This window comes from Actinoallomurus vinaceus, assembly GCF_039542055.1.
GTDB classification, from domain to species: domain Bacteria; phylum Actinomycetota; class Actinomycetes; order Streptosporangiales; family Streptosporangiaceae; genus Actinoallomurus; species Actinoallomurus vinaceus.
Genome location: NZ_BAABHK010000001.1, coordinates 678,147 through 697,185, shown reverse-complemented (window position 1 = coordinate 697,185; position 19,039 = coordinate 678,147). Strand labels below are relative to the sequence as shown.

Below are 19,039 nucleotides of genomic sequence, written 5' to 3'. Positions count from 1 at the left end.
CGAGGGAAACCAATCGGCCCGAAAGGGCAATAAAGATCGGGACATGTATGTCCCGAACCCGGGCCTTGGGGCCCGGGTTTCGGCGGACGGCCCCGGCTCGCACCTCCCGGTGCGTTATCCCCTGAGCCGGGGCCCGTCCGCCTCTCCCACGCACCTCAGGACTTCGAGGCGAGCGACCGCAGGAAGAAGCCGACGTTGGCGGGCCGCTCGGCCAGCCGCCGCATGAGGTAGCCGTACCACTCCGCGCCGTACGGGATGTAGACCCGCACCTGCCCGCCGAGTTCGGTCAGCCGGCGCTGCTCGTTCGGGCGGATGCCGTACAGCATCTGGTATTCGAAGCTGTCGGGCGTGCGCTCGTTGAGTACGGCGAGGGCCCCGGCGATCTCGATGAGCCGGGGGTCGTGGGTGGCCATCATCGGGTACCCGCGCCCGGCCATCAGGACCCGCATGCACCGGACGTAGGACTTGTCGACGGCGTCCTTCCCGGTGAACGCCACCGAGTCGGGCGCGTTGTAGGCGCCCTTGCAGAGCCGGACCCGCGACCCCTCATCGGCGAGGTCGGCGCAGTACTCCTCGGCGCGGCGGAGGTACGCCTGGATGACCGCCCCGGTGTCGGGAAAGTCCTGCCGCAGCTCCTTCAGGATGCGCAGGGTGGAGTCGACCGTGGTGTGCTCCTCCATGTCGAGGGTCACGGTCGTGCGGGCGTTGCGGGCGGCCGTGCAGATGCGCCGGGCGTTCTCCAGGGCCGTCCGCTCGCCGTCCTGGAGCAACTGCCCGAGCGCGGTGAGCTTGACCGACACCTCTGCGCGGGAGCCGTACCCGGCCTCGGCGATCCGCTCGAGGAGTCGTTCGTACTCGGCGGTGATCGCCTTGGCCTGGACGGCCTCCACGGTGTCCTCGCCGAGATGATCGATGGTGACCATCAGCCCATCGGAGACGAGCCCGTCGGTGATGGCGAGGGCGTCGGCCGCGGTCTCTCCCGCGACGAACCTGCGGACGACGCTTCTGGTGTACGGCGCGGTCTCGACGATCCGGCGTACGCCACCGCTGCGTGAGGCGGCCAAGAGAGCCTGGCGGAGCAAGGTTCCCCCTTCCTCCCGAGGGACCACACTGTCCCGATCGCCCATCAGGCTATGCCAGCCATTGATCGCCCAGGTGAACGAGGATCATGGGAGCGCCGGAGCGCGGATCAGGGGGTACGACGCGGGAGGGTGGCGGCGCCCAGCAGCAGGGCGAGGGCGGTGCAGCCGGCGATGACCGTCATGTCGCGGACGAGCGTCCCGGTGAGCGCCGTATGGCCGGTCAGCTCCCGCATCGCCTCGACGAGGTAGGCCAGCGGCATCGCGTCGGCCGCCCACCGCAGTGCCGTGGCCATCTCGTCGCGGGGCACGAACAGCCCGGCCAGCAGGAGTTGCGGCAGCACGAAGGCCGGCATGAACTGCACCGCCTGGAACTCCGTACGCGCGAACGCGCTGGCGAACAGCCCGAGCGCCACGCCGAGCAGCGCGGCGAGCAGGGTCAGCGCGAGCAACGTCCACACCGAGCCGCGCAGGTCGAGGCCCAGCCAGGTGAGCGCGACGGTGGCGGCGACCCCGACCTGGACGAGGGCGGTGAGGCCGAAGGCGAGCGCGTACCCGAGGAGCAGGTCGAGCCTGCCGAGCGGCATGGTCATCAACCGCTCCAGCGTGCCGCCGGTCCGCTCCCGCAGCGTGGCGATGCTCGTCACGATGAACATCACGGTGAAGGGGAAGACGGCCAGGAGCATCGGCCCGTACCGGTCGAAGGCCTCCGGCCGGTCGAGGACGTAGCGCAGCAGGATCATCAGCAGCGTGGGGAGGCCGACGATCAGGCCGAGCGTGCGGTGGTCGTGGCGGAGCTGGGTCAGGATGCGCCGCGCCGTCGCGAGCGTGATGGCCGGGCTCACGACGCCACCTTCTCCCGCTCGATGACCTTGAGGAACGCCTGTTCGAGGTCGTCGGTGCCGGTGTGCTCTCGGAGCGCGTCGGGGGTTTCGTCGGCGAGGATCCGTCCCTCGCGCATGAGGATCAGCCGCTCGCACCGGGCGGCCTCGTCCATGACGTGGCTGGAGACGAGCAGCGTCGCGCCCCGGCCGGCCAGCTCGTGGAACAGCTCCCACAGCTCGCCGCGCAGCACCGGGTCCAGCCCGACGGTGGGCTCGTCGAAGACGAGCAGCTCAGGCCGGCCCAGGAGCGCGACGGCGAGGCTCGCCCGGTGCAGCTGCCCGCCGGACAGGCTCGCGGCGACCTGGTCGCGGGCGCCGGCCAGGCCGACCTCCTCGACGACCCGGTCCACGTCGCTCCGGCCGGCGCCGAGCACGGCGGCGAAGTACCGGAGGTTCTCCCGGACGGTCAGGTCGGCGTAGACGGCCGGGTTCTGAGTGGCGTAGCCGACGCGGCGGCGCAGCTCGCGGTGGCCGGCCGAGTGGCCGAGGACGGTGACCGTGCCGCTCTGGACGATCTGCACGCCGACGATCGCGCGCATGAGCGTGGTCTTGCCGCAGCCGCTCGGCCCGAGCAGCCCCACGACGGCGCCGCGCGGCACCTCGAAGGTCAGGTCGTGCAGGACCGTCCGCCCGCCCCTGGCGACGCGGAGGTCCCGGACCTCGACGGCACAATTCATCATGCGTTGAATTTATGCCCGCAGTACGGCGCCGTCAAGGGTCCTGGGGATGCCGTCCCGCCGAAGGACGCGACGGGCCCGGACGGCGCGGTGGCGCCGGCGCAGGCTCAGACGTCGGGGTAGCGCCGCAGAGTCGGCCCGGCGAGGTGGCGCCGCGGCGGGCTCAGTCGCCGAGTTGACGCCGCAGGGTCGGCCCGGCGAGGTGCCGCTGCGGCGGGCTCAGTCGCCGAGGTAGCGCTGCAGGGTCGGCGCGAGCAGCGCCACCAGTTCGTCCTCGGTCGCGGACGCCAGCGGTTCGACCTCCAGGACGTACCTCAGCATCACGACGCCGACCATCTGCGCCGCCGCGGCGGTGACGTTCAGCCGCGGCGTGCCCAGGGCCTCGGCGACCCGGGCGAGGATCGTGCCGGTGATGAACTCCCGCAGCAGCGCCGCCCCCTGCTCGGTGGTGGCCGCCGACCGGAGGATGCCGATGAACTGCGGCCTGAGCCGCGAATCCGACCAGATCCGCAGGAACGTCCGGGTCAGCCGCTCGCCGAGCTCCGAACGCGGACCGCTCAGCACCTGCGGGAGGAACACTCCCGGATCGACCGGGAACTCCATGGCCGCCGCGAAGAGCTCCTCCTTGGCGCCGAAGAAGTGGTGGACCAACGCCGGGTCCACTCCGGCCTCGCGGGCGATCGCCCGGATCGAGGCCTTGTCGTAGCCGCGCTCGCCGAACAGCACCCGCGCGGCCGCCAGGATGTCCTCACGCGACGAGGTGGGACCCGGCCGGCGCCCGGGGCGGCGCGTCGGCGCCGTCATCCGCGAGCCTCCCCGAGCCGCGTACGCTCCGGCACGGCCCGTACGGTCGTCGGCGCCGTCACCTGCGACACCTCCCGCACGGCGTACGGCCGAGCGTCACCGACGCGGCCCGTACGACCACCGACGCGGTCGCGTACGGCCGGACGTCCCGGCGCGGCCCGTACGGGCGACGGAGCCGCGGCGGCGGTCACGACGGTGAGACCTCGCCCTCGGAGTTCACCTGCCACGAACCGACGGGGGCGGCCGCGGCCAGGTGGAGGCGGGCGAACGCCAGCGACTCGGCGAGGTCGTCGGCGCGCTGGTCGCGGTCGACGGCGCGGCGGGTGTTGATCTCGACGACGACCTGGCCGGTGTAGCGCTGGGCGGCCAGGCGCTCCAGCAGCTCGGCGCACGGCTGGTTGCCCCGGCCGGGGACCAGGTGCTCGTCGCGGTTGACGATGCCGATGCCGTCGGCGAGGTGGATGTGCGCGAGCCGGTCGCCGAGGGCGTCCGCCATCTCGAGGGGGTCGGAGCCGGACACGGCGGCGTGCGAGAGGTCGACCGTGACGTTGGGGTACGGCTGGTCGACGGGGTTCCAGTGCGGGGAGTACATGCCGACCTCGGCCGTCCGCGCCCGCACGGGGAACATGTTCTCCACCGCGAAGACGACGTCGGTCTCCTCCTGCATGCGGGCGAGCCCCTCTTCGAACTCGCGTGCGTACTCCCGCTGCCAGCGGAACGGGGGATGCACCACGACGACGTCGGCGCCGAGCTTCTCGGCGGCGTCCTTGGAGCGCATCAGCTTGCCCCAGGGCTCCCGGCCCCAGACGCGCTGGGTGAGCAGGAGGCACGGGGCGTGGATCGACGTGATGGGGACCTGGTGATAGTCGGAGAGTCTGCGCAGCACGTCGATGTCCTGGCTCGCCGGATCGGCGGTGACCATGATCTCGATGCCGTCGTACCCGAGGCGCGCGGCGAGGTCGAACGCGGCCGGCGTCTTCTCCGGGTAGACCGACGCCGAGGACAGCACGATGGGCGCGTCGGGGACCTGGAGGACTTCTTCCACAATCGGCAAGCCTATGCGTTCCATCGCCTGGTCCGGCCCGCCGTCCCGGCGTCTACCGTGGAGGCGTGATCGCCGCCGGAGCCATAGCGAGCCCCAACATCTGGAACAGTCCGCAGGTCTACGAACTCGAGAACCGCGCCGCCGACCCGGACGGCCGGATCGAGCAGGCCATGCGGGAGATCCGGCCCTGGGACGGCGCGGTCGTGCTCGACGTGGGCTGCGGCACCGGCTTCCACCTGCCCGCGTTCGCGCGGACCGCCGGCAAGGTCGTGGGCGTCGAACCGCACGCGGGCCTGGCCGGGCTGGCCCGCCGCCGGGTGGCCGGGGTCGCCAACGTCGCCGTGCGTGTCGGAGCGGCCCAGGCGCTGCCCGTTCCCGACAGGTCGGTGGACGTGGTCCACGCCCGCTGGGCGTACTTCTTCGGGCCGGGCTCCGAACCGGGACTGGCGGAGCTCGGCCGGGTCGTCCGGCGCGGCGGCGCGGCGTTCGTCATCGACAACGACGCCACGCGGTCGACCTTCGGGACGTGGTTCCGGCGCTGGCTGCCGTCCTACGACCCCGATGCGGTCGAGCGGTTCTGGTCTCGGCATGGGTTCTCCCGTACGCCGCTGGACATTCGCTGGCGCTTCGACGACCGCGCGGACCTCGAGGCCGTACTGAAGATCGAGTTTCCGGCCGAGCTCGCCGAGGAGTTCCTCGGCGAGGTCGAGGGCTGTGAGGTCGACTACGCCGTCAACCTATGGTGGCGGCACTACTGACAACTACCCCGTCAGTCGGCGGCTACGCGGGACGCGCCGAGCGCCGCGAGGACCCGGTCGGCGACGGCCTGCATGCCCTTGGCGTTCGGGTGGACCGGGGCGGCGGGGCTGGTGACGAGGATGCCCTCGACCCACCGGTCGGCGGCGCACATGTCGTGCCGCTGGGCGCTGGTGTAGGCGTCGACGAAGCCCGCGCCGCCCAGCCGGGCCTGCTCGGCGAGCATCGTGTTGAGGTGTCGCTCGAACCCGTCGAGGAACGGGACGTCGCCGTCGGCCGTGGGAACGGTCGGCCAGCAGCCCGTACGGGCGGGCAGCATGCGGGGATAGCCGACGAGCAGGACGCGGGCGCGCGGCGCGCGGACGTGCACGTCCCGCAGGAGCGCCGCGATCTTCGGTGCGGTCGCGGCGATCCGCTGGTCGAGGGTCGCGCCGAAGTGCCGCGTGCAGGGCGCCCCGTGGGGCGCGGTGAGGCTGAGCGTCGCGCAGGCCAGGACGATGCGGCTGTAGCCGATGTCGTTGCCGCCGATACCGATCGTCACCAGCGTGGTGTCCCGGGTCACCGCGTCGAGCTGGGGGACGTTGTGCCCGAACAGGACGGGCTGGGCCCGGGTCATGTCCTCGGTCGTGGCGGCGCTGCAGCTCACGTCGGTGAACGCGGTCGGCTCGAGCAGCCGCGCCACCATGGCCGGGTAGTTGTGGTCGGAGCGCAGGCAGGCGATCGGCGTGCCGTGCCGGTGCGGGATGAAGGGCCCCGACGTGAACGAGTCGCCGAGCGCGACGTAGCGGCCGCCGGCCGCCCGCGCCGGGCCGCCCATGATGAGCGCCGGAACCATCGCCACGAGCGCCATCCACCTGCGCATCGCACCCTCCCCTGCCCCTCTGGCCGCCAGTAAGACCCGGCGGACAGGATCCGTCAACATCCCTGTCCGGAGTCGGTCGGTGACTACTATGTCACCCTCGGCCACCAAGGTCACTCTCATTTGTCGTCGGCGGGCCGTACAGTCGCGGGCATGGCGAAGAGCGTTAAGCAGGCGTACCGCTGCGCCGAGTGCGGTTGGCAGACGTCCAAGTGGGTCGGGCGCTGCGGGGAGTGCCAGGCGTGGGGCACGGTCGACGTGGCGGGCGCGGCCAAGCCCGCGCGGGTCGTGACGCCCGGCCCGGTCAGCGCGCCGGCCCGGCCGATCGGCGAGGTCGACGTGCAGGCCGCGCAGACCACCGCCACCGGGCTGGACGAGCTGGACCGCGTGCTGGGCGGCGGCATGGTGCCGGGCGCGGTGCTGCTGCTGGCCGGCGAGCCCGGCATCGGCAAGTCCACCCTGCTGCTGGAGGTCGCGGCGCTGCACGCCGGCCGGGGCACCGCGCTGTACGTCACGGGCGAGGAGTCGGCCGAGCAGGTCCGGCTGCGGGCCGACCGGATCGGCGCGGTCGCCGACCGCCTCTACCTCGCCGCCGAGACCGACCTCGCCGCCGTCCTCGGGCAGATCGACGCCGTGCAGCCCGAGCTGATCGTCGTCGACTCGATCCAGACGATCGGCTCCGCGGAGATCGACGGCGCCGCCGGCGGCGTCAGCCAGGTCCGCGAGGTGGCCGCCAACCTAATCCGGGTCGCCAAGGAGCGCGGCATCACCACGGTCGTCGTCGGCCACGTGACCAAGGACGGCTCGATCGCCGGCCCCCGCGTCCTGGAGCACCTCGTCGACGTCGTGCTCTACTTCGAAGGCGACCGGCACAGCCGGCTGCGCATGATCCGTGCGGTGAAGAACCGCTACGGCCCGACCGACGAGCTGGGCTGCTTCGACCTGTCGGAGATGGGGATCATCGGGCTCGCCGACCCCAGCGGCCTGTTCCTGACCCGCCAGGAGAAGCCCGCCCCGGGCACCTGCGTGACCGTCACGCTGGAGGGCCGGCGGCCGCTGGTGGCGGAGGTGCAGTCGCTGGTCGCCCCGTCGCCGCTCGCCAACCCCCGGCGCATGACGTCCGGGCTCGACTCCTCCCGGGTCGCGATGATGCTCGCCGTGCTGCAGCGCCGCTGCCGCGTCAAGCTGCACGATCGCGACGTGTACGCCGCGACGGTGGGCGGCGTGCGGCTCGGCGAGCCGTCCGTCGACCTGGCCGTCGCGCTCGCCGTCACCGGGGCGGCCAACGACGCGACGCTCCCGTCCGACCTGGTCGCCTTCGGCGAGGTCGGGCTGGCCGGCGAGGTCCGTGGCGTGCAGGCGGCCAAGCGGCGCCTGTCCGAGGCGGCCCGGCTCGGCTACCGGCGCGCCATCGTTCCGGGCGGCTCACTCGATCCGACCAACGGCCGGACCAGTGGCACGATCGTGACGGATGAGGGTATGCAAGTGGCAGAAGTGGATGACGTGTGGACGGCGCTCGGCATCGCGTTCGCCGCCGCGAGCGCGGACGCGTGAGGCGGGCGCGCCACGACCGAGCGAGGGGAGCGGGGTCGGCTTTCCGCGTTCACCGATAAACTGACCGCCGTCCAGCGACCTCCGGGGGTCACGTGCCAGCACAAGACAAGGGCAAAGACGAGCGACGCCGCGCAACCCTTGCCGGCATCGCTCCGGGTACGCAGCTCCGTGACGGGCTGGAACGCATTCTTCGCGGCCACACCGGCGCGCTCATCGTGATGGGGTACGACCGCGTCGTCGCCGGGCTGTGCACAGGCGGATTCGAGCTCGACGTCGAGTTCTCCTCCACCCGGCTGCGCGAGCTCGCCAAGATGGACGGCGCGATCGTCATCGACGCCAACTGCACCCGGATCGTACGGGCCGGCGTGCACCTCATGCCGGATCCGACGATCCCGACCGAGGAGTCCGGCACCCGGCACCGCACGGCCGAGCGGGTCGCCCGCCAGACCGGCTACCCGGTGCTGTCGGTCAGCCAGTCGATGCGGATCATCGCGCTCTACCTCGACGGCCAGCGCTACGTCCTGGAGGACTCCGCCGCGATCCTGTCCCGCGCCAACCAGGCCCTCGCCACGCTCGAGCGCTACAAGCTCCGGCTCGACGAGGTGTCGGGCACCTTGTCGGCGCTGGAGATCGAGGACCTCGTCACCGCCCGCGACGTCAGCGCGGTCGTGCAGCGCCTGGAGATGGTCCGCCGCATCGCCGACGAGATCAACGGCTACGTCGTCGAGCTCGGCACCGACGGGCGGCTGCTGTCCCTCCAGCTCGACGAGCTGGTCTCCGGCGTCGACGTGGACCGCGAGCTGATCGTCCGCGACTACCAGCCGGACAATCCCACCCGTTCGGTCGCGGAGATCCTCGAGGCGCTCAACGTGCTCTCGGCCAACGAGCTCCTCGATCTGGCCACTGTCGCCGAGGTCCTCGACTTCGGCGGCAACGACCCGCTGGACACGCCGGTCAGCCCGAAGGGCTACCGCCTGCTCGCCAAGGTCCCCCGCCTGCCGAGCCTGCTGGTCGAGCGGCTCGTCGAGCACTTCGGCGGCCTGCAGAAGCTCCTCGCCGCCAGCATCGACGACCTGCAGTCGGTCGGCGGCGTCGGCGAGTCCCGCGCCCGCAGCGTCCGCGAGGGCCTGTCCCGCCTGGCCGAGTCCTCGATCCTCGAGCGCTATGTCTGATCCCTGGCGGTGATCGGCGCCAGAAGGTCCGTCGTCACCTGGTGAAGCCGCTCCGCGGCGGCGGGGTCGAAATCCTTGCCGGTGAGTGAGAGCGGCGTGCCGCGCTTGAACGCGGTGACGACGGGCCCGGGCGGGTCGTCGAGCAGGCCGGCGATCGGCACGATCGCCTTGTCGACCGGCGTCGCGAAGAACCGGGCGAGCGCCTTGGTGACGGCCCGCTGGGGCTGCGGCAGCGGGTCGGCCATGGCGGTGGCCACGAAGCCGGGGTTGTAGAGGACGTAGCGGGTCCGGGCGGCCGGATGCCGGGCGGCGAACCCGACTCCGAGCAGGTCGTTGCAGCGGGAGGCCTGCATCGCGGCCCGCATCCCCTTGTACCCCTCACGAAACTGAAGGTCGTCCCAGTTGATCTTGCCCGGCATACCGCCGGGTCCGGCGATGTTCATGATGACGGCCGCGTCGGCGCGTTCCAGGTGCTCCATCAGACCGTGACCGATCACGAAGCGGCTCAGGTAGGCGAGCGCGAAGGTGAACTCGAGGCCGTCCTCGGTCTCCTCGCGTTCGGGGCGGAAGCGCTGCGCTCCGAAGACCAGCCCGTCCACCGCGTCGGTGACCCCCATCACCTCGTCAATGGTCCTGCGCATGCCCGCCACGGCGCTGAGATCGGCCCGTACGTACACGGCCCGGTCTGCGGCGCCGAGCCGGTCCGCCTCGGCGAGGAAGGCCCGGCCCTTGGTCTCCCCGCTCGCCACCGCGATCACCCGGTCTCCGCGCCGGAGGAAGTGCAGCCCCAGCCCCCGGCCCATCCCGTCCGTACCGCCAGTGATCACGTACGTGCGCATGCGTGGCCCCTCCGCCATAAGTCATCGATTGATGACAAGGGATGCTAGGCGAGGCCTCACATCAAGTCAACGACTGATGACTTATGCTGACTTCATGACCCAGCCCAGGCGCCGCGACAAGGCGGCCACCCGCGCGGCACTGCTCGAAGCGGCCCGTCTGCGCTTCGCCCAGCACGGCTATGACGGCACGGGTGTACGCGACATAGCGGGCGACGTGGGTGTGGACCCCGCGCTGGTCTTCCGCTACTTCGGCTCGAAGGACCGGCTCTACGGCGAAGCGGTGACCGTCGAGGTCCCGGCCGGCCGGCTCGGCGACCCGGACCGCCCGATCACCCACATCACCGACGGCCTGCTCCACGACGTCGTCTTCGCCGACTGGGAAGAGTTCGACGGCGAGCACCCGCTCCTGGTGATGCTGCGCTCCTCCGGCCGCACGGCAATACGCGACCAACTGCGCGAACGGATCTGCGCGGACTATCTCCAGGGCTTCGCGGAGCGGATGGGCGGCCCGGACGCCGCCCTACGCGCCGAACTGGTGGGCGCTCTGCTGCTCGGCCTCGGTGTGATGCGCTCGCTCATCGGCTCGCCCGCCCTGAGCGACGCCGCCTTCGAGGAGACGCGGACGCTCGTGGCCCGCATGGTCGCCGCCCTCGCCGACGACTGAACACACCCTCACCGCAGGCGGAAGACCTGGCCGTCCGTACGGATCCCGCGGCCCTTGGCCGTGACCACGTACGTCCCCGGCAGCGCGCGGGAGTCGCCGCCGCAGCGCGTACGGTCCCAGTCGACGTCCGTGATGTACGGGACGCCACGCCGGAGGAGCCGGATGTCGGACGGCGGGCCGTCCGCGCACCGGTCGGACGACCAGACCGGGTCCGCGCCCGAGGTGATCCGGAGCCGCAACGCCTTCGCGCCCACGTCGAAGGTGCAGGCCCGGCGCCCGGTGTTCACCACGCTGAGCCGGAACCGCGGGTGCTCTCCGCTCCGGTAGACGTCCTTGGTCGGCGTGAGCGCGACGACGATGTCCGCGTCGGCGCAGCGATCCCCGCTGCGCGCTTTCCCGGCGATCGCGGCCGTGGGCGTGACCGTGACCGTCACAGTGGCCGCCGGAGACGCCGGCGACGCCGGAGACGCCGGGGTCGTCACCGGAGTCACGACGACCGCCGACGGGCTCATCGTGGCCGCGGCGTTGCGCATCTGGGACGTCGGCTTCTTGGGGTCGGGACCCGAGCAGGCCCACGCCATCAGGCCGATGGCGGTGATCCCCCCGGCCAGAACGTAGACCCGGCGGCGCCAGTAGGCGTCCGCCTCCCCCTGGTCTCGTTGCGTGTCGGAGTCCATACGCTCAGTATCCTTTTTCGATCAATGCGCGGTACCGCGACCCGCCGTGTCAGGATCGAATCACCATGCACCGACCTAGCTACGCCGAACCCATCCTCAGCTGGTACGCCGAGCACGCCCGGGACCTGCCCTGGCGGCGCCCGGACGCCTCTCCGTGGGCGGTTCTGGTCAGCGAGATCATGCTGCAGCAGACCCCCGTGTCCCGGGTGCTGCCCGCGTACGAGGCGTGGCTGACCCGGTGGCCGACGCCCGCCGCGCTGGCCGCCGAGCCGCCCGGCGAGGCCGTGCGCGCCTGGGGACGGCTGGGCTACCCCCGGCGCGCGCTGAACCTCCACGCGAGCGCCCGCGCGATCGTCGAGCGCCACGACGGGCAGGTGCCGTCGGCCCACGACGACCTGCGCGCGCTGCCGGGCGTCGGCGCGTACACGGCCGCGGCGGTGGCGAGCTTCGCGTACCGGCAGCGGCACGCCGTCCTGGACACCAACGTGCGCCGGGTGCTGGCCCGGATGGTCACCGGCGTGGAGTACCCGCCGAAGACGCAGACCGCCGCCGAGGTGCGCCTCGCCGAGTCGCTGCTGCCCGAGGCGGCCGAGACGGCCGCGACCTGGGGCGTGGCCGTGATGGAGCTGGGGGCGCTCGTGTGCACCGCCCGGACGCCGCGCTGCGCCGACTGCCCTGTCACCGCCTCCTGCGCCTGGCGGCTGGCCGGCAAGCCCGCGTACGACGGCCCGGCGCGCAAGGGTCAGACGTACGCCGGGACGGACCGCCAGTGCCGGGGCCGCCTCCTCGCCGTTCTCCGGCACGCCAGCGGCCCTGTGGAGCGCGCCGCACTCGACGACGCCTGGGACGACGTACGGCAGCGTGAGCGCGCCCTCTCGTCGCTGATCGAGGACGGCCTGATCGACCCCCTCGACGACGGCCGCTTCGCCCTCCCCCGCTGACCCCGTGGAGCTGGTGAGACATGATCTGGACCGCACCGGAGATCGACCGCGATCCCGTTCCCTACGAGGCGGTGACCGGCGATGAGCGCACGAGCGCCGAGGCCTGGCTCGACCACCACCGGCGGACGCTGCTGGGGAAGTGCGCCGGGCTGACCGCCGAGCAGCTCAAGCGGCGCTGCGTCGAGCCGTCGAACCTGTCGCTCCTCGGCCTCGTCCGCCACATGGCCGAGGTGGAGCGTGACTGGTTCCGGTACCGGTTCGCCGGAGAGCGGGCCGGCTACCTGTACGTCACCGACGACGACCTGGACGCGGAGTTCGACGTCGACGCCGCCGACGCGGAGGAGGACTTCGCCGCGTACCTGTGCGAGATCGAGCTCGTCCGCCGAGTCATGTCGGGGCGCTCCCTCGACGAGACGTTCCTCGATCCACGCCGCGAGGTCGAGATGAGCCTCCGGTGGGTCTACTCGGTCATGATCCAGGAGTACGCCCGCCACAACGGCCACGCCGACCTGCTCCGCGAGCGCATCGACGGCGCCACCGGCCACTGACCGGTCGTGGCCCGACCTACCCGGCGGCCCGGTCGTCGTCCGTCAGGAAGGGTGCCAGCAGCTCGGCGGTGACCCTGCTCAGCCGGGACCGGATCGCCGGGTCGTACGTTCCCTCGTGCGCCCTGGCCTCGCTCGTGCCGTCGAAGTAGCGGCCCGTCACCGCGCCTCCGGCCGGGCCGGCCGCCAGGTTCATCACGGCCTTCGTGCCCGTGCCGACGGTCGACATGGGCGGGACCATCGCCTCGCGGACCATGTGGGTGTTCATCAGCGACGCCGGATGCAGGCAGTTGACGGTGACGCCGTCGTCGGCCAACTCGTCCGCGAGGTCGAAGGTGAAGGCTGCGAGCGCGAACTTGCTGCGGAAGTACGCCTGAGTGCCGCTGTAGTGGGCGTCCATACGCAGGTCGGCGAAGTCGACCGGGGCCTGTCCGACCGAGCCGACGTTCACGATCCGGGCGGGTGCCCCCTTCCGCAGGGTCGGTGCGAGCCGTCGGGCGAGCAGCACCGGGGCCAGGTAGTTGACGGCGAAGCGCAGTTCGTGGCCGTCCGCGCTCAGGCGCCGCCGGCGGTAGGGCGGGCGCCCGGCCCCGACGCCGGCGTTGTTGACCAGCAGCCGCAGCGAGCCGTGCTCCGCACTCACCCGGTCGGCCAGGTCCCGGGCCTGCGCGAGCGAGGCGAGGTCGGCGAGGTGGACCTGGGCGGTTCCGCCCGCCTTCTCGATCCGCTCCACGACGCCCGCAGCGCGTTCGGCGTCCCGGCCGTGCACGAGGACGTGCATCCCCTGCTCGGCCAGGGCTGTGGCGACCGCGCGGCCGAGCCCGGCGGTGGCGCCCGTGACCAGGGCGATCCCAGAGTTCGTCATCTGTCTCTCCTCTCAGACGTGACCGGATCAGGCGGCCTCGGCCTTGCGCAGGCCGAGGATGCCGGTGAGCACCCGGTCGCGGAGCCGGACGGGCAGCCGGGACAGGACCAGCGCCGCTCGGGCGTCGGTGTTCGCGACGTACCGCGTCTTCGGCCTGGTGGCCTCGATGGCCTTCACGATCGTGTCGGCGACCGTCTCCGGCTTGGACGTCCGCATCTTCGCCATGGCGGCGGCCACCGCCTCCAGCCGTGACCGGTAGATCGCCAGCCGTGCCGGATCGGCGTCGGCGAAGGCGGACTCGGCGGCGGCCTCCGCCTTGGTGAAGATGGGCGTGTCGATCGCACCGGGGACGACCGTGATCACGGCGACGCCCTGAGCCCCGAGCTCCACCCGGGTGGCGTCGGACAGGGCGTCGAGCGCCGCCTTGCTCGCCGAGATGGGGCTCGCGAAGGGCAGGGGGACGACGGCCGACGGCGCACTGATGTTGATCAGGCGACCGTGCGCCTTCCGCAGCAGTGGCGCGAACGCCCGGGTGACCTCGGCGGGACCGAAGACGTTGATGGCGAACTGGCGGTACAGATCTTCGGCCGGCACCAGCTCCAAGGGGCCCTGGATGATGATGCCGGCGTTGTTCACGACGGCGTGGAGGCCCTGGCCGTCCTGCAGCCGCGCGACCTCCGCGGCGGCCTCCGCGACGCTCTTCGGGTCGGTGACGTCGACGCGGATCTGCTGGACGCCTCCGGCTTCCTGCAAGTGCGGTGTCTCGCCGCGTACGCCGGCGTAGACGCGGTAGCCCCGCTCGGCGAGGGCCCGCGTCGTCGCGGTGCCGATGCCGCCGGCGGCCCCGGTGATGAAGACGGCCCGCCCGTTCCCTGTCCGGCTCATGATCAACCTCACATGTACTTTGGGACATGTACCTTGGGACATGACGATCATCAGGCGTGCTGGAGGACATGTCAAGATGGACCGACGGATCGCGAGGGAGGACGGTGACGGAGTGTCACTGCGGCACGGGCTGCTCGGACTGCTCGCCGAAGGGCCCGCCAGCGGCTATGACCTGGCCCGGCGCTTCGAGGAGCACCTGGGCCCGGTGTGGCCGGCCCAGCACCCGAAGATCTACGCCGAGCTGTCCCGGCTCGCCGACGCCGGGATGATCGAGGTGGACAGTCACGGCCCGCGCGGCCGAAAGGCCTACCGGATCACCGATGCCGGGCTGGCCGAGGTCCGCCGCTGGCTGACCGAGGAGGATGTCGACCACACCCTCCGGACCGAATCGGTGCTCCGGTCGTTCTTCTTCTGGCTCATGGAGACCGACGACCTCCACGCGCACCTACGCCGCGAGCAGGAGTTCTTCTCCCAGGTCGCCGACATGGCGCGCGGGTACGCGGCGGCCAAGGACCGCGGCGACTTCGGGACCGCCCCCCAGACCCGCTCCATGCGGGTGGCCGTGGAGGCGGCCGTCCGGATCTATCAGGCGCTGGCCGACTGGGCCGAGTGGGCGCAGACCGTCCCCCCGGCCGTACCGGCCACCGAAGACGCCCCTGAGGCACCTCCGACCGCCGAAGCCGGCGCCTGAGGCCCGGCGATCAGCGCTTGACCGCGACACCGCCGTACATGTGCGGAACCCGGTCGTCCGGATCGGCCGACTCGTCAGGATGCCACTCGGTGACCTTGGCGACGCCCGGCGCGATGAGGTCCAGGCCGTCGAAGAAACGCTCCGTCTCGGCCTTGGTGCGCATCTTCATCGGGATGCCCTGGGAACGGTAGGCGGCCACGCCGTCGGACAGCGGGCTCTCTCGCTCGGCGTCGGGCACGACCGAGATCGCCAGCACGCTGCCCGGCGCGAGCGGCTCCACCAGGGCCCGTACGGCCTCGTGGGCCTCGTCCTCGTCGGTGAAGAACTGCAGGATCGCGATGAGGGTGAGCGCGACCGGGCGGCTCAGGTCCAGGGTGTCGCGGAGCTGAGCCGACTCGAGGATCGTCTTGCTGTCCCGCAGGTCCGCGTCGATGTAGGCGGTCCCGCCCTCCCGCGAACTGGTGAGCAGCGCCCGGGCGTGCGCCAGCACGATCGGGTCGTTGTCGACGTACACGACGCGAGTCTCCGGCGCGATCGCCTGAGCGGCCTCGTGCAGGTTCGGCGAGGTCGGCAGGCCGGTGCCGATGTCCAGGAACTGCCGGATGCCCATCTCACGGACCAGGTAACGAGTCATGCGCAGCATGAAGTCGCGGTTGGCCCGCATGGATACCGGCAACGTGGGCAGATGCTTGACGATCTCGTCGGCGGCCGCACGGTCGGCCGCGAAGTTGTCCTTGCCGCCCAGCATGTAATCGTAGATCCGCGCCGAATGCGCGATATCGGTCCGCAGATCCGTCACTTGGACCGCCCGGTCGAGCCGTTGCCGGCGCTGATCCCGCTCATCCCCACGCGCGACCTTTCCGTACAGCGTCCTGGAGTAAATGATCTTAATCCACGGCACACCGCCCGACAGCGGGTCCACCGAACCGACTCCGCCTCACCCGGCAGTCGGCGGATCCCAGTGCGGGATATGGCGGAGGCCCCGCGCTCCATTCGGAGTGCGGGGCCTCTGACGTCGTACCGGGTTACGGGTGGTTGATGGACTCGGCCGCAGGGGGCGGGGAGTCGGGGACGGAGCCGGGCTTGGGCTCGCCGGTGAAGGTGAACTTCGCCGTCTCGCCGCTGCCCTCGACACCGACGATGACGATCTCGCCGGCGCGCAGCTCGTTGTACAGGATCTTCTCGGACAGGTTGTCCTCGATCTCCCGCTGGATCGTGCGGCGCAGCGGACGGGCGCCCAGCACCGGGTCGTACCCGCGCTCGGCCAGCAGGTCCTTGGCCTCCTGGCGAAGCTCGATGCCCATGTCGCGGTCCTTCAGCCGCTCGTCCACCTTGGCGATCATCAGGTCGACGATCTGGATGATCTCCTTCGGCGTGAGCTGGTGGAAGACCACGGTGTCGTCGACACGGTTGAGGAACTCAGGCCGGAAGTGCTGCTTGAGCTCTTCGTTGACCTTCGCCTTCATCCGGTCGTACGAGCCCTGCTCGTCGTTGTCGCGGGCGAACCCGACGGACAGGCCCTTGGAGATGTCGCGGGTGCCGAGGTTCGTCGTCATGATCACGACGGTGTTCTTGAAGTCCACGACCCGGCCCTGGGCGTCGGTCAGGCGACCGTCCTCCAGGATCTGCAACAGCGAGTTGAAGATGTCCGGGTGGGCCTTCTCGATCTCGTCGAACAGGACGACGGAGAACGGCTTGCGGCGGACCTTCTCGGTCAGCTGGCCGCCCTCTTCGTACCCGACGTATCCGGGCGGGGAGCCGAACAGCCGCGAGACCGTGTGCTTCTCCATGAACTCGGACATGTCGAGCTGGATCAGCGCGTCCTCGTCGCCGAACAGGAACTCCGCCAGGGTCTTGGACAGCTCGGTCTTACCGACACCGGAGGGGCCGGCGAAGATGAACGAGCCACCGGGGCGCTTGGGGTCCTTCAGGCCGGCGCGGGTACGCCGGATCGACTGGGACAGCGCCTTGATGGCGTCGTTCTGGCCGATGACCCGCTTGTGCAGCTCGTCCTCCATACGGAGCAGCCGTGTGGTCTCCTCCTCGGTGAGCTTGAACACCGGGATGCCGGTGGCCGTCGCGAGCACCTCGGCGATGAGCTCCTCGGTGACCTCGGCGACGACGTCCATGTCGCCGGCCTTCCACTCCTTCTCCCGCTGCGCCTTGGACTGGAGAAGCTGCTTCTCCTTGTCGCGCAGGGCGGCGGCCTTCTCGAAGTCCTGCGCGTCGATCGCGGACTCCTTCTCGCGCCGCACGTCGGCGATCTTCTCGTCGTACTCACGCAGGTCCGGCGGCGCGGTCATGCGGCGGATGCGCATCCGCGAGCCGGCCTCGTCGATGAGGTCGATCGCCTTGTCGGGCAGGAACCGGTCGCTGATGTAGCGGTCGGCGAGCTGGGCGGCGGCCACGAGCGCGGCGTCGGTGATCGACACGCGGTGGTGCGCCTCGTAGCGGTCCCGCAGGCCCTTGAGGATCTCGATCGTGTGGCTGAGCGAGGGCTCGGCCACCTGGATCGGCTGGAACCGCCGCTCGAGCGCGGCGTCCTTCTCCAGGTACTTGCGGTACTCGTCCAGCGTCGTCGCGCCGATCGTCTGCAGCTCGCCGCGGGCCAGCATCGGCTTGAGGATGCTGGCGGCGTCGATCGCGCCCTCGGCGGCACCCGCGCCGACGAGCGTGTGCAGCTCGTCGATGAACAGGATGATGTCGCCGCGCGTGCGAATCTCCTTGAGCACCTTCTTCAGGCGCTCTTCGAAGTCACCGCGGTAGCGCGAACCGGCGACCAGGGCCCCGAGGTCCAGCGTGTAGAGCTGCTTGTCCTTCAGCGTCTCGGGGACCTCGCCCTTGACGATCTTCTGGGACAGGCCCTCGACGACCGCGGTTTTACCGACGCCGGGCTCGCCGATCAGCACCGGGTTGTTCTTGGTACGGCGGGACAGCACCTGCATGACCCGCTCGATCTCTTTCTCTCGCCCGATGACGGGGTCGAGCTTGCCTTCGCGCGCGGCCTGGGTCAGGTTGCGGCCGAACTGGTCCAGCACGAGCGAGGTCGAAGGCGCCGCCTCCGACGGGCCGCCGGACGACGCCGGCTCCTTGCCCTGGTACCCGTGCAGCAGCTGGATCACCTGCTGGCGGACGCGGTTCAGGTCGGCCCCGAGCTTCACCAGGACCTGGGCCGCCACACCCTCACCCTCGCGGATCAGGCCCAGCAGGATGTGCTCGGTCCCGATGTAGTTGTGGCCGAGCTGCAGCGCCTCCCTCAGCGACAGCTCAAGGACCTTCTTCGCCCGCGGAGTGAACGGGATGTGTCCCGAAGGAGCCTGCTGCCCCTGGCCGATAATCTCTTCGACCTGCTGGCGGACGGCTTCGAGGCTGATGCCCAGGCTCTCCAGAGCCTTGGCGGCAACACCCTCGCCCTCGTGGATGAGGCCCAAGAGGATGTGCTCGGTGCCGATGTAGTTGTGGTTGAGCATCCTGGCCTCTTCCTGAGCCAGGACGACAACCCGCCGCGCGCGGTCCGTAAACCTCTCGAACATCTCGTCGCTCCTCACAGAGCGGTCGGGCAGAGGCCGGCATGTCCGACCCTGTCCTCCCGCATGCTAGCCCGCCCCGCGGTCACTGCCTCGGCGCCGTACCAGAAGAGATTCCCCGGGCTAGGGCTGTTCATCCTCATCCAACTACCGCGCGGGCCCTGGATGTTCCCCGTACGCCGCAAGCGAACGGCCCGCCGCCGATAAAGGTCGGGCAACGGGCCGGTCTGTGGTGTCTCTGCGGCGGGTCAGTGCGCGCGCTCGTATTCCTCGACGACAGTCGCCGGGATACGGCCACGCTCGTTGACCTTGATGCCACGCGCCTTCGCCCATGCACGGATGTCCGCGCTGCGCTCGCGGCTCGAGGCGGCACGGCTGCGGCGGCGGCGTCCCACGCCGGCCCTCCGCGCGTGCTCCACGAACGGCGACAGAGAATCGCGCAGCTTCTTTGCGTTGTCGCTGCTGAGATCGATCTCATAGGAGACACCGTCGACGGAGAACGGAACCGTCTCCTCCGCCTCGCCACCATCGAGGTCGTCGATGAGGCGCTTAATGATCTGCTCTGCCATGGAGAC

Annotated in this window: 21 protein-coding genes; 7 read left to right on the top strand and 14 right to left on the bottom strand. The window is 71.1% G+C overall.

Annotated features, from left to right (window positions below):
* Window positions 1-155: 155 nt before the first annotated feature.
* The 6 genes from ABEA24_RS03030 to ABEA24_RS03005 form a co-directional block, all read right to left on the bottom strand.
* Window positions 156-1,082: a proline dehydrogenase family protein gene (locus tag ABEA24_RS03030; protein ID WP_345429052.1), complete on the bottom strand. Its 927-nt coding sequence runs from the start codon at window positions 1,080-1,082 to the stop codon at window positions 156-158.
* A gap of 107 nt (window positions 1,083-1,189) precedes the next feature.
* Window positions 1,190-1,924, bottom strand: coding sequence for an ABC transporter permease (locus tag ABEA24_RS03025; protein ID WP_345429051.1), 735 nt, complete (start codon window positions 1,922-1,924; stop codon window positions 1,190-1,192).
* Window positions 1,921-2,643, bottom strand: a complete 723-nt coding sequence (locus ABEA24_RS03020; RefSeq protein WP_345429050.1) for an ABC transporter ATP-binding protein — start codon at window positions 2,641-2,643, stop codon at window positions 1,921-1,923. The genes ABEA24_RS03025 and ABEA24_RS03020 overlap by 4 nt, the downstream gene beginning before the upstream one ends.
* 216 nt (window positions 2,644-2,859) lie before the next feature.
* Window positions 2,860-3,444 carry a TetR/AcrR family transcriptional regulator gene (locus ABEA24_RS03015; protein ID WP_345429049.1) on the bottom strand — a complete coding sequence of 195 codons (585 nt, stop codon included), beginning with the start codon at window positions 3,442-3,444 and terminating at the stop codon, window positions 2,860-2,862.
* A complete protein-coding gene (locus ABEA24_RS03010) occupies window positions 3,441-3,635 on the bottom strand; it encodes a hypothetical protein (protein ID WP_345429048.1) in 195 nt (64 codons plus the stop codon). Before ABEA24_RS03010 ends, ABEA24_RS03015 begins: the two co-directional genes overlap by 4 nt.
* Complete coding sequence (locus ABEA24_RS03005) at window positions 3,632-4,513, bottom strand: sugar phosphate isomerase/epimerase family protein (RefSeq protein WP_425551132.1); 882 nt, start codon at window positions 4,511-4,513, stop codon at window positions 3,632-3,634. Before ABEA24_RS03005 ends, ABEA24_RS03010 begins: the two co-directional genes overlap by 4 nt.
* Window positions 4,514-4,659: 146 nt before the next feature.
* On the opposite strand from ABEA24_RS03005, the gene ABEA24_RS03000 reads away from it, so the two are divergent.
* Complete coding sequence (locus tag ABEA24_RS03000; RefSeq protein ID WP_425551145.1) at window positions 4,660-5,247, top strand: class I SAM-dependent methyltransferase; 588 nt, start codon at window positions 4,660-4,662, stop codon at window positions 5,245-5,247.
* 11 nt (window positions 5,248-5,258) lie between these two features.
* Here ABEA24_RS03000 and ABEA24_RS02995 read toward each other — a convergent pair whose 3' ends face one another.
* The gene (locus ABEA24_RS02995; protein WP_345429045.1) at window positions 5,259-6,107 is read right to left on the bottom strand and encodes an SGNH/GDSL hydrolase family protein; all 849 of its coding nucleotides are present in this window, start codon (window positions 6,105-6,107) and stop codon (window positions 5,259-5,261) included.
* Window positions 6,108-6,257: 150 nt separating this feature from the next.
* Between ABEA24_RS02995 and radA the strand changes: the two genes are divergently transcribed.
* Both radA and disA read left to right on the top strand, forming a co-directional pair.
* Window positions 6,258-7,658, top strand: a complete 1,401-nt coding sequence (gene radA / locus ABEA24_RS02990) for a DNA repair protein RadA (protein ID WP_345429044.1) — start codon at window positions 6,258-6,260, stop codon at window positions 7,656-7,658.
* 92 nt (window positions 7,659-7,750) lie between these two features.
* Window positions 7,751-8,830 carry a DNA integrity scanning diadenylate cyclase DisA gene (gene disA / locus ABEA24_RS02985; RefSeq protein WP_345429043.1) on the top strand — a complete coding sequence of 360 codons (1,080 nt, stop codon included), beginning with the start codon at window positions 7,751-7,753 and terminating at the stop codon, window positions 8,828-8,830.
* Here disA and ABEA24_RS02980 read toward each other — a convergent pair.
* Entirely contained in the window at window positions 8,821-9,669 is an 849-nt protein-coding gene (locus ABEA24_RS02980) for an SDR family NAD(P)-dependent oxidoreductase (RefSeq protein WP_345429042.1), read from the bottom strand. The two genes, disA and ABEA24_RS02980, sit on opposite strands and share 10 nt — an antisense overlap.
* A 94-nt stretch (window positions 9,670-9,763) precedes the next feature.
* On the opposite strand from ABEA24_RS02980, the gene ABEA24_RS02975 reads away from it, so the two are divergent.
* A complete protein-coding gene (locus ABEA24_RS02975) occupies window positions 9,764-10,333 on the top strand; it encodes a TetR/AcrR family transcriptional regulator (RefSeq protein WP_345429041.1) in 570 nt (189 codons plus the stop codon).
* Window positions 10,334-10,341: 8 nt separating this feature from the next.
* Here ABEA24_RS02975 and ABEA24_RS02970 read toward each other — a convergent pair whose 3' ends face one another.
* A complete protein-coding gene (locus ABEA24_RS02970) occupies window positions 10,342-11,010 on the bottom strand; it encodes a hypothetical protein (protein ID WP_345429040.1) in 669 nt (222 codons plus the stop codon).
* Window positions 11,011-11,075: 65 nt separating this feature from the next.
* Here ABEA24_RS02970 and ABEA24_RS02965 point away from each other — a divergent pair, with 65 nt between their 5' ends.
* Window positions 11,076-11,951 (top strand): HhH-GPD family protein, encoded by an 876-nt coding sequence (locus ABEA24_RS02965; protein ID WP_345429039.1) that lies wholly within the window; start codon window positions 11,076-11,078, stop codon window positions 11,949-11,951.
* Between the two features lie 20 nt (window positions 11,952-11,971).
* Window positions 11,972-12,499, top strand: a complete 528-nt coding sequence (locus tag ABEA24_RS02960) for a DinB family protein (RefSeq protein ID WP_345429038.1) — start codon at window positions 11,972-11,974, stop codon at window positions 12,497-12,499.
* Between the two features lie 16 nt (window positions 12,500-12,515).
* On the opposite strand, the gene ABEA24_RS02955 is transcribed toward ABEA24_RS02960, so the two are convergent.
* The gene (locus tag ABEA24_RS02955; protein WP_345429037.1) at window positions 12,516-13,361 is read right to left on the bottom strand and encodes an SDR family NAD(P)-dependent oxidoreductase; all 846 of its coding nucleotides are present in this window, start codon (window positions 13,359-13,361) and stop codon (window positions 12,516-12,518) included.
* A gap of 27 nt (window positions 13,362-13,388) precedes the next feature.
* Complete coding sequence (locus tag ABEA24_RS02950) at window positions 13,389-14,246, bottom strand: SDR family NAD(P)-dependent oxidoreductase (RefSeq protein ID WP_345429036.1); 858 nt, start codon at window positions 14,244-14,246, stop codon at window positions 13,389-13,391.
* A 76-nt stretch (window positions 14,247-14,322) separates the two neighbouring features.
* On the opposite strand from ABEA24_RS02950, the gene ABEA24_RS02945 reads away from it, so the two are divergent.
* A complete protein-coding gene (locus ABEA24_RS02945) occupies window positions 14,323-14,937 on the top strand; it encodes a PadR family transcriptional regulator (protein ID WP_345429035.1) in 615 nt (204 codons plus the stop codon).
* A 10-nt stretch (window positions 14,938-14,947) separates the two neighbouring features.
* Here ABEA24_RS02945 and ABEA24_RS02940 read toward each other — a convergent pair whose 3' ends face one another.
* From ABEA24_RS02940 to ABEA24_RS02930, 3 genes are all read right to left on the bottom strand, one after another.
* The gene (locus tag ABEA24_RS02940; RefSeq protein WP_345429034.1) at window positions 14,948-15,859 is read right to left on the bottom strand and encodes an SAM-dependent methyltransferase; all 912 of its coding nucleotides are present in this window, start codon (window positions 15,857-15,859) and stop codon (window positions 14,948-14,950) included.
* 103 nt (window positions 15,860-15,962) lie between these two features.
* On the bottom strand, window positions 15,963-18,470 hold the full coding sequence (locus tag ABEA24_RS02935; protein WP_345429033.1) for an ATP-dependent Clp protease ATP-binding subunit: 2,508 nt from the start codon (window positions 18,468-18,470) through the stop codon (window positions 15,963-15,965).
* Between the two features lie 242 nt (window positions 18,471-18,712).
* Window positions 18,713-19,033 carry a histone-like nucleoid-structuring protein Lsr2 gene (locus tag ABEA24_RS02930; RefSeq protein ID WP_345429032.1) on the bottom strand — a complete coding sequence of 107 codons (321 nt, stop codon included), beginning with the start codon at window positions 19,031-19,033 and terminating at the stop codon, window positions 18,713-18,715.
* Window positions 19,034-19,039 lie beyond the last annotated feature (6 nt).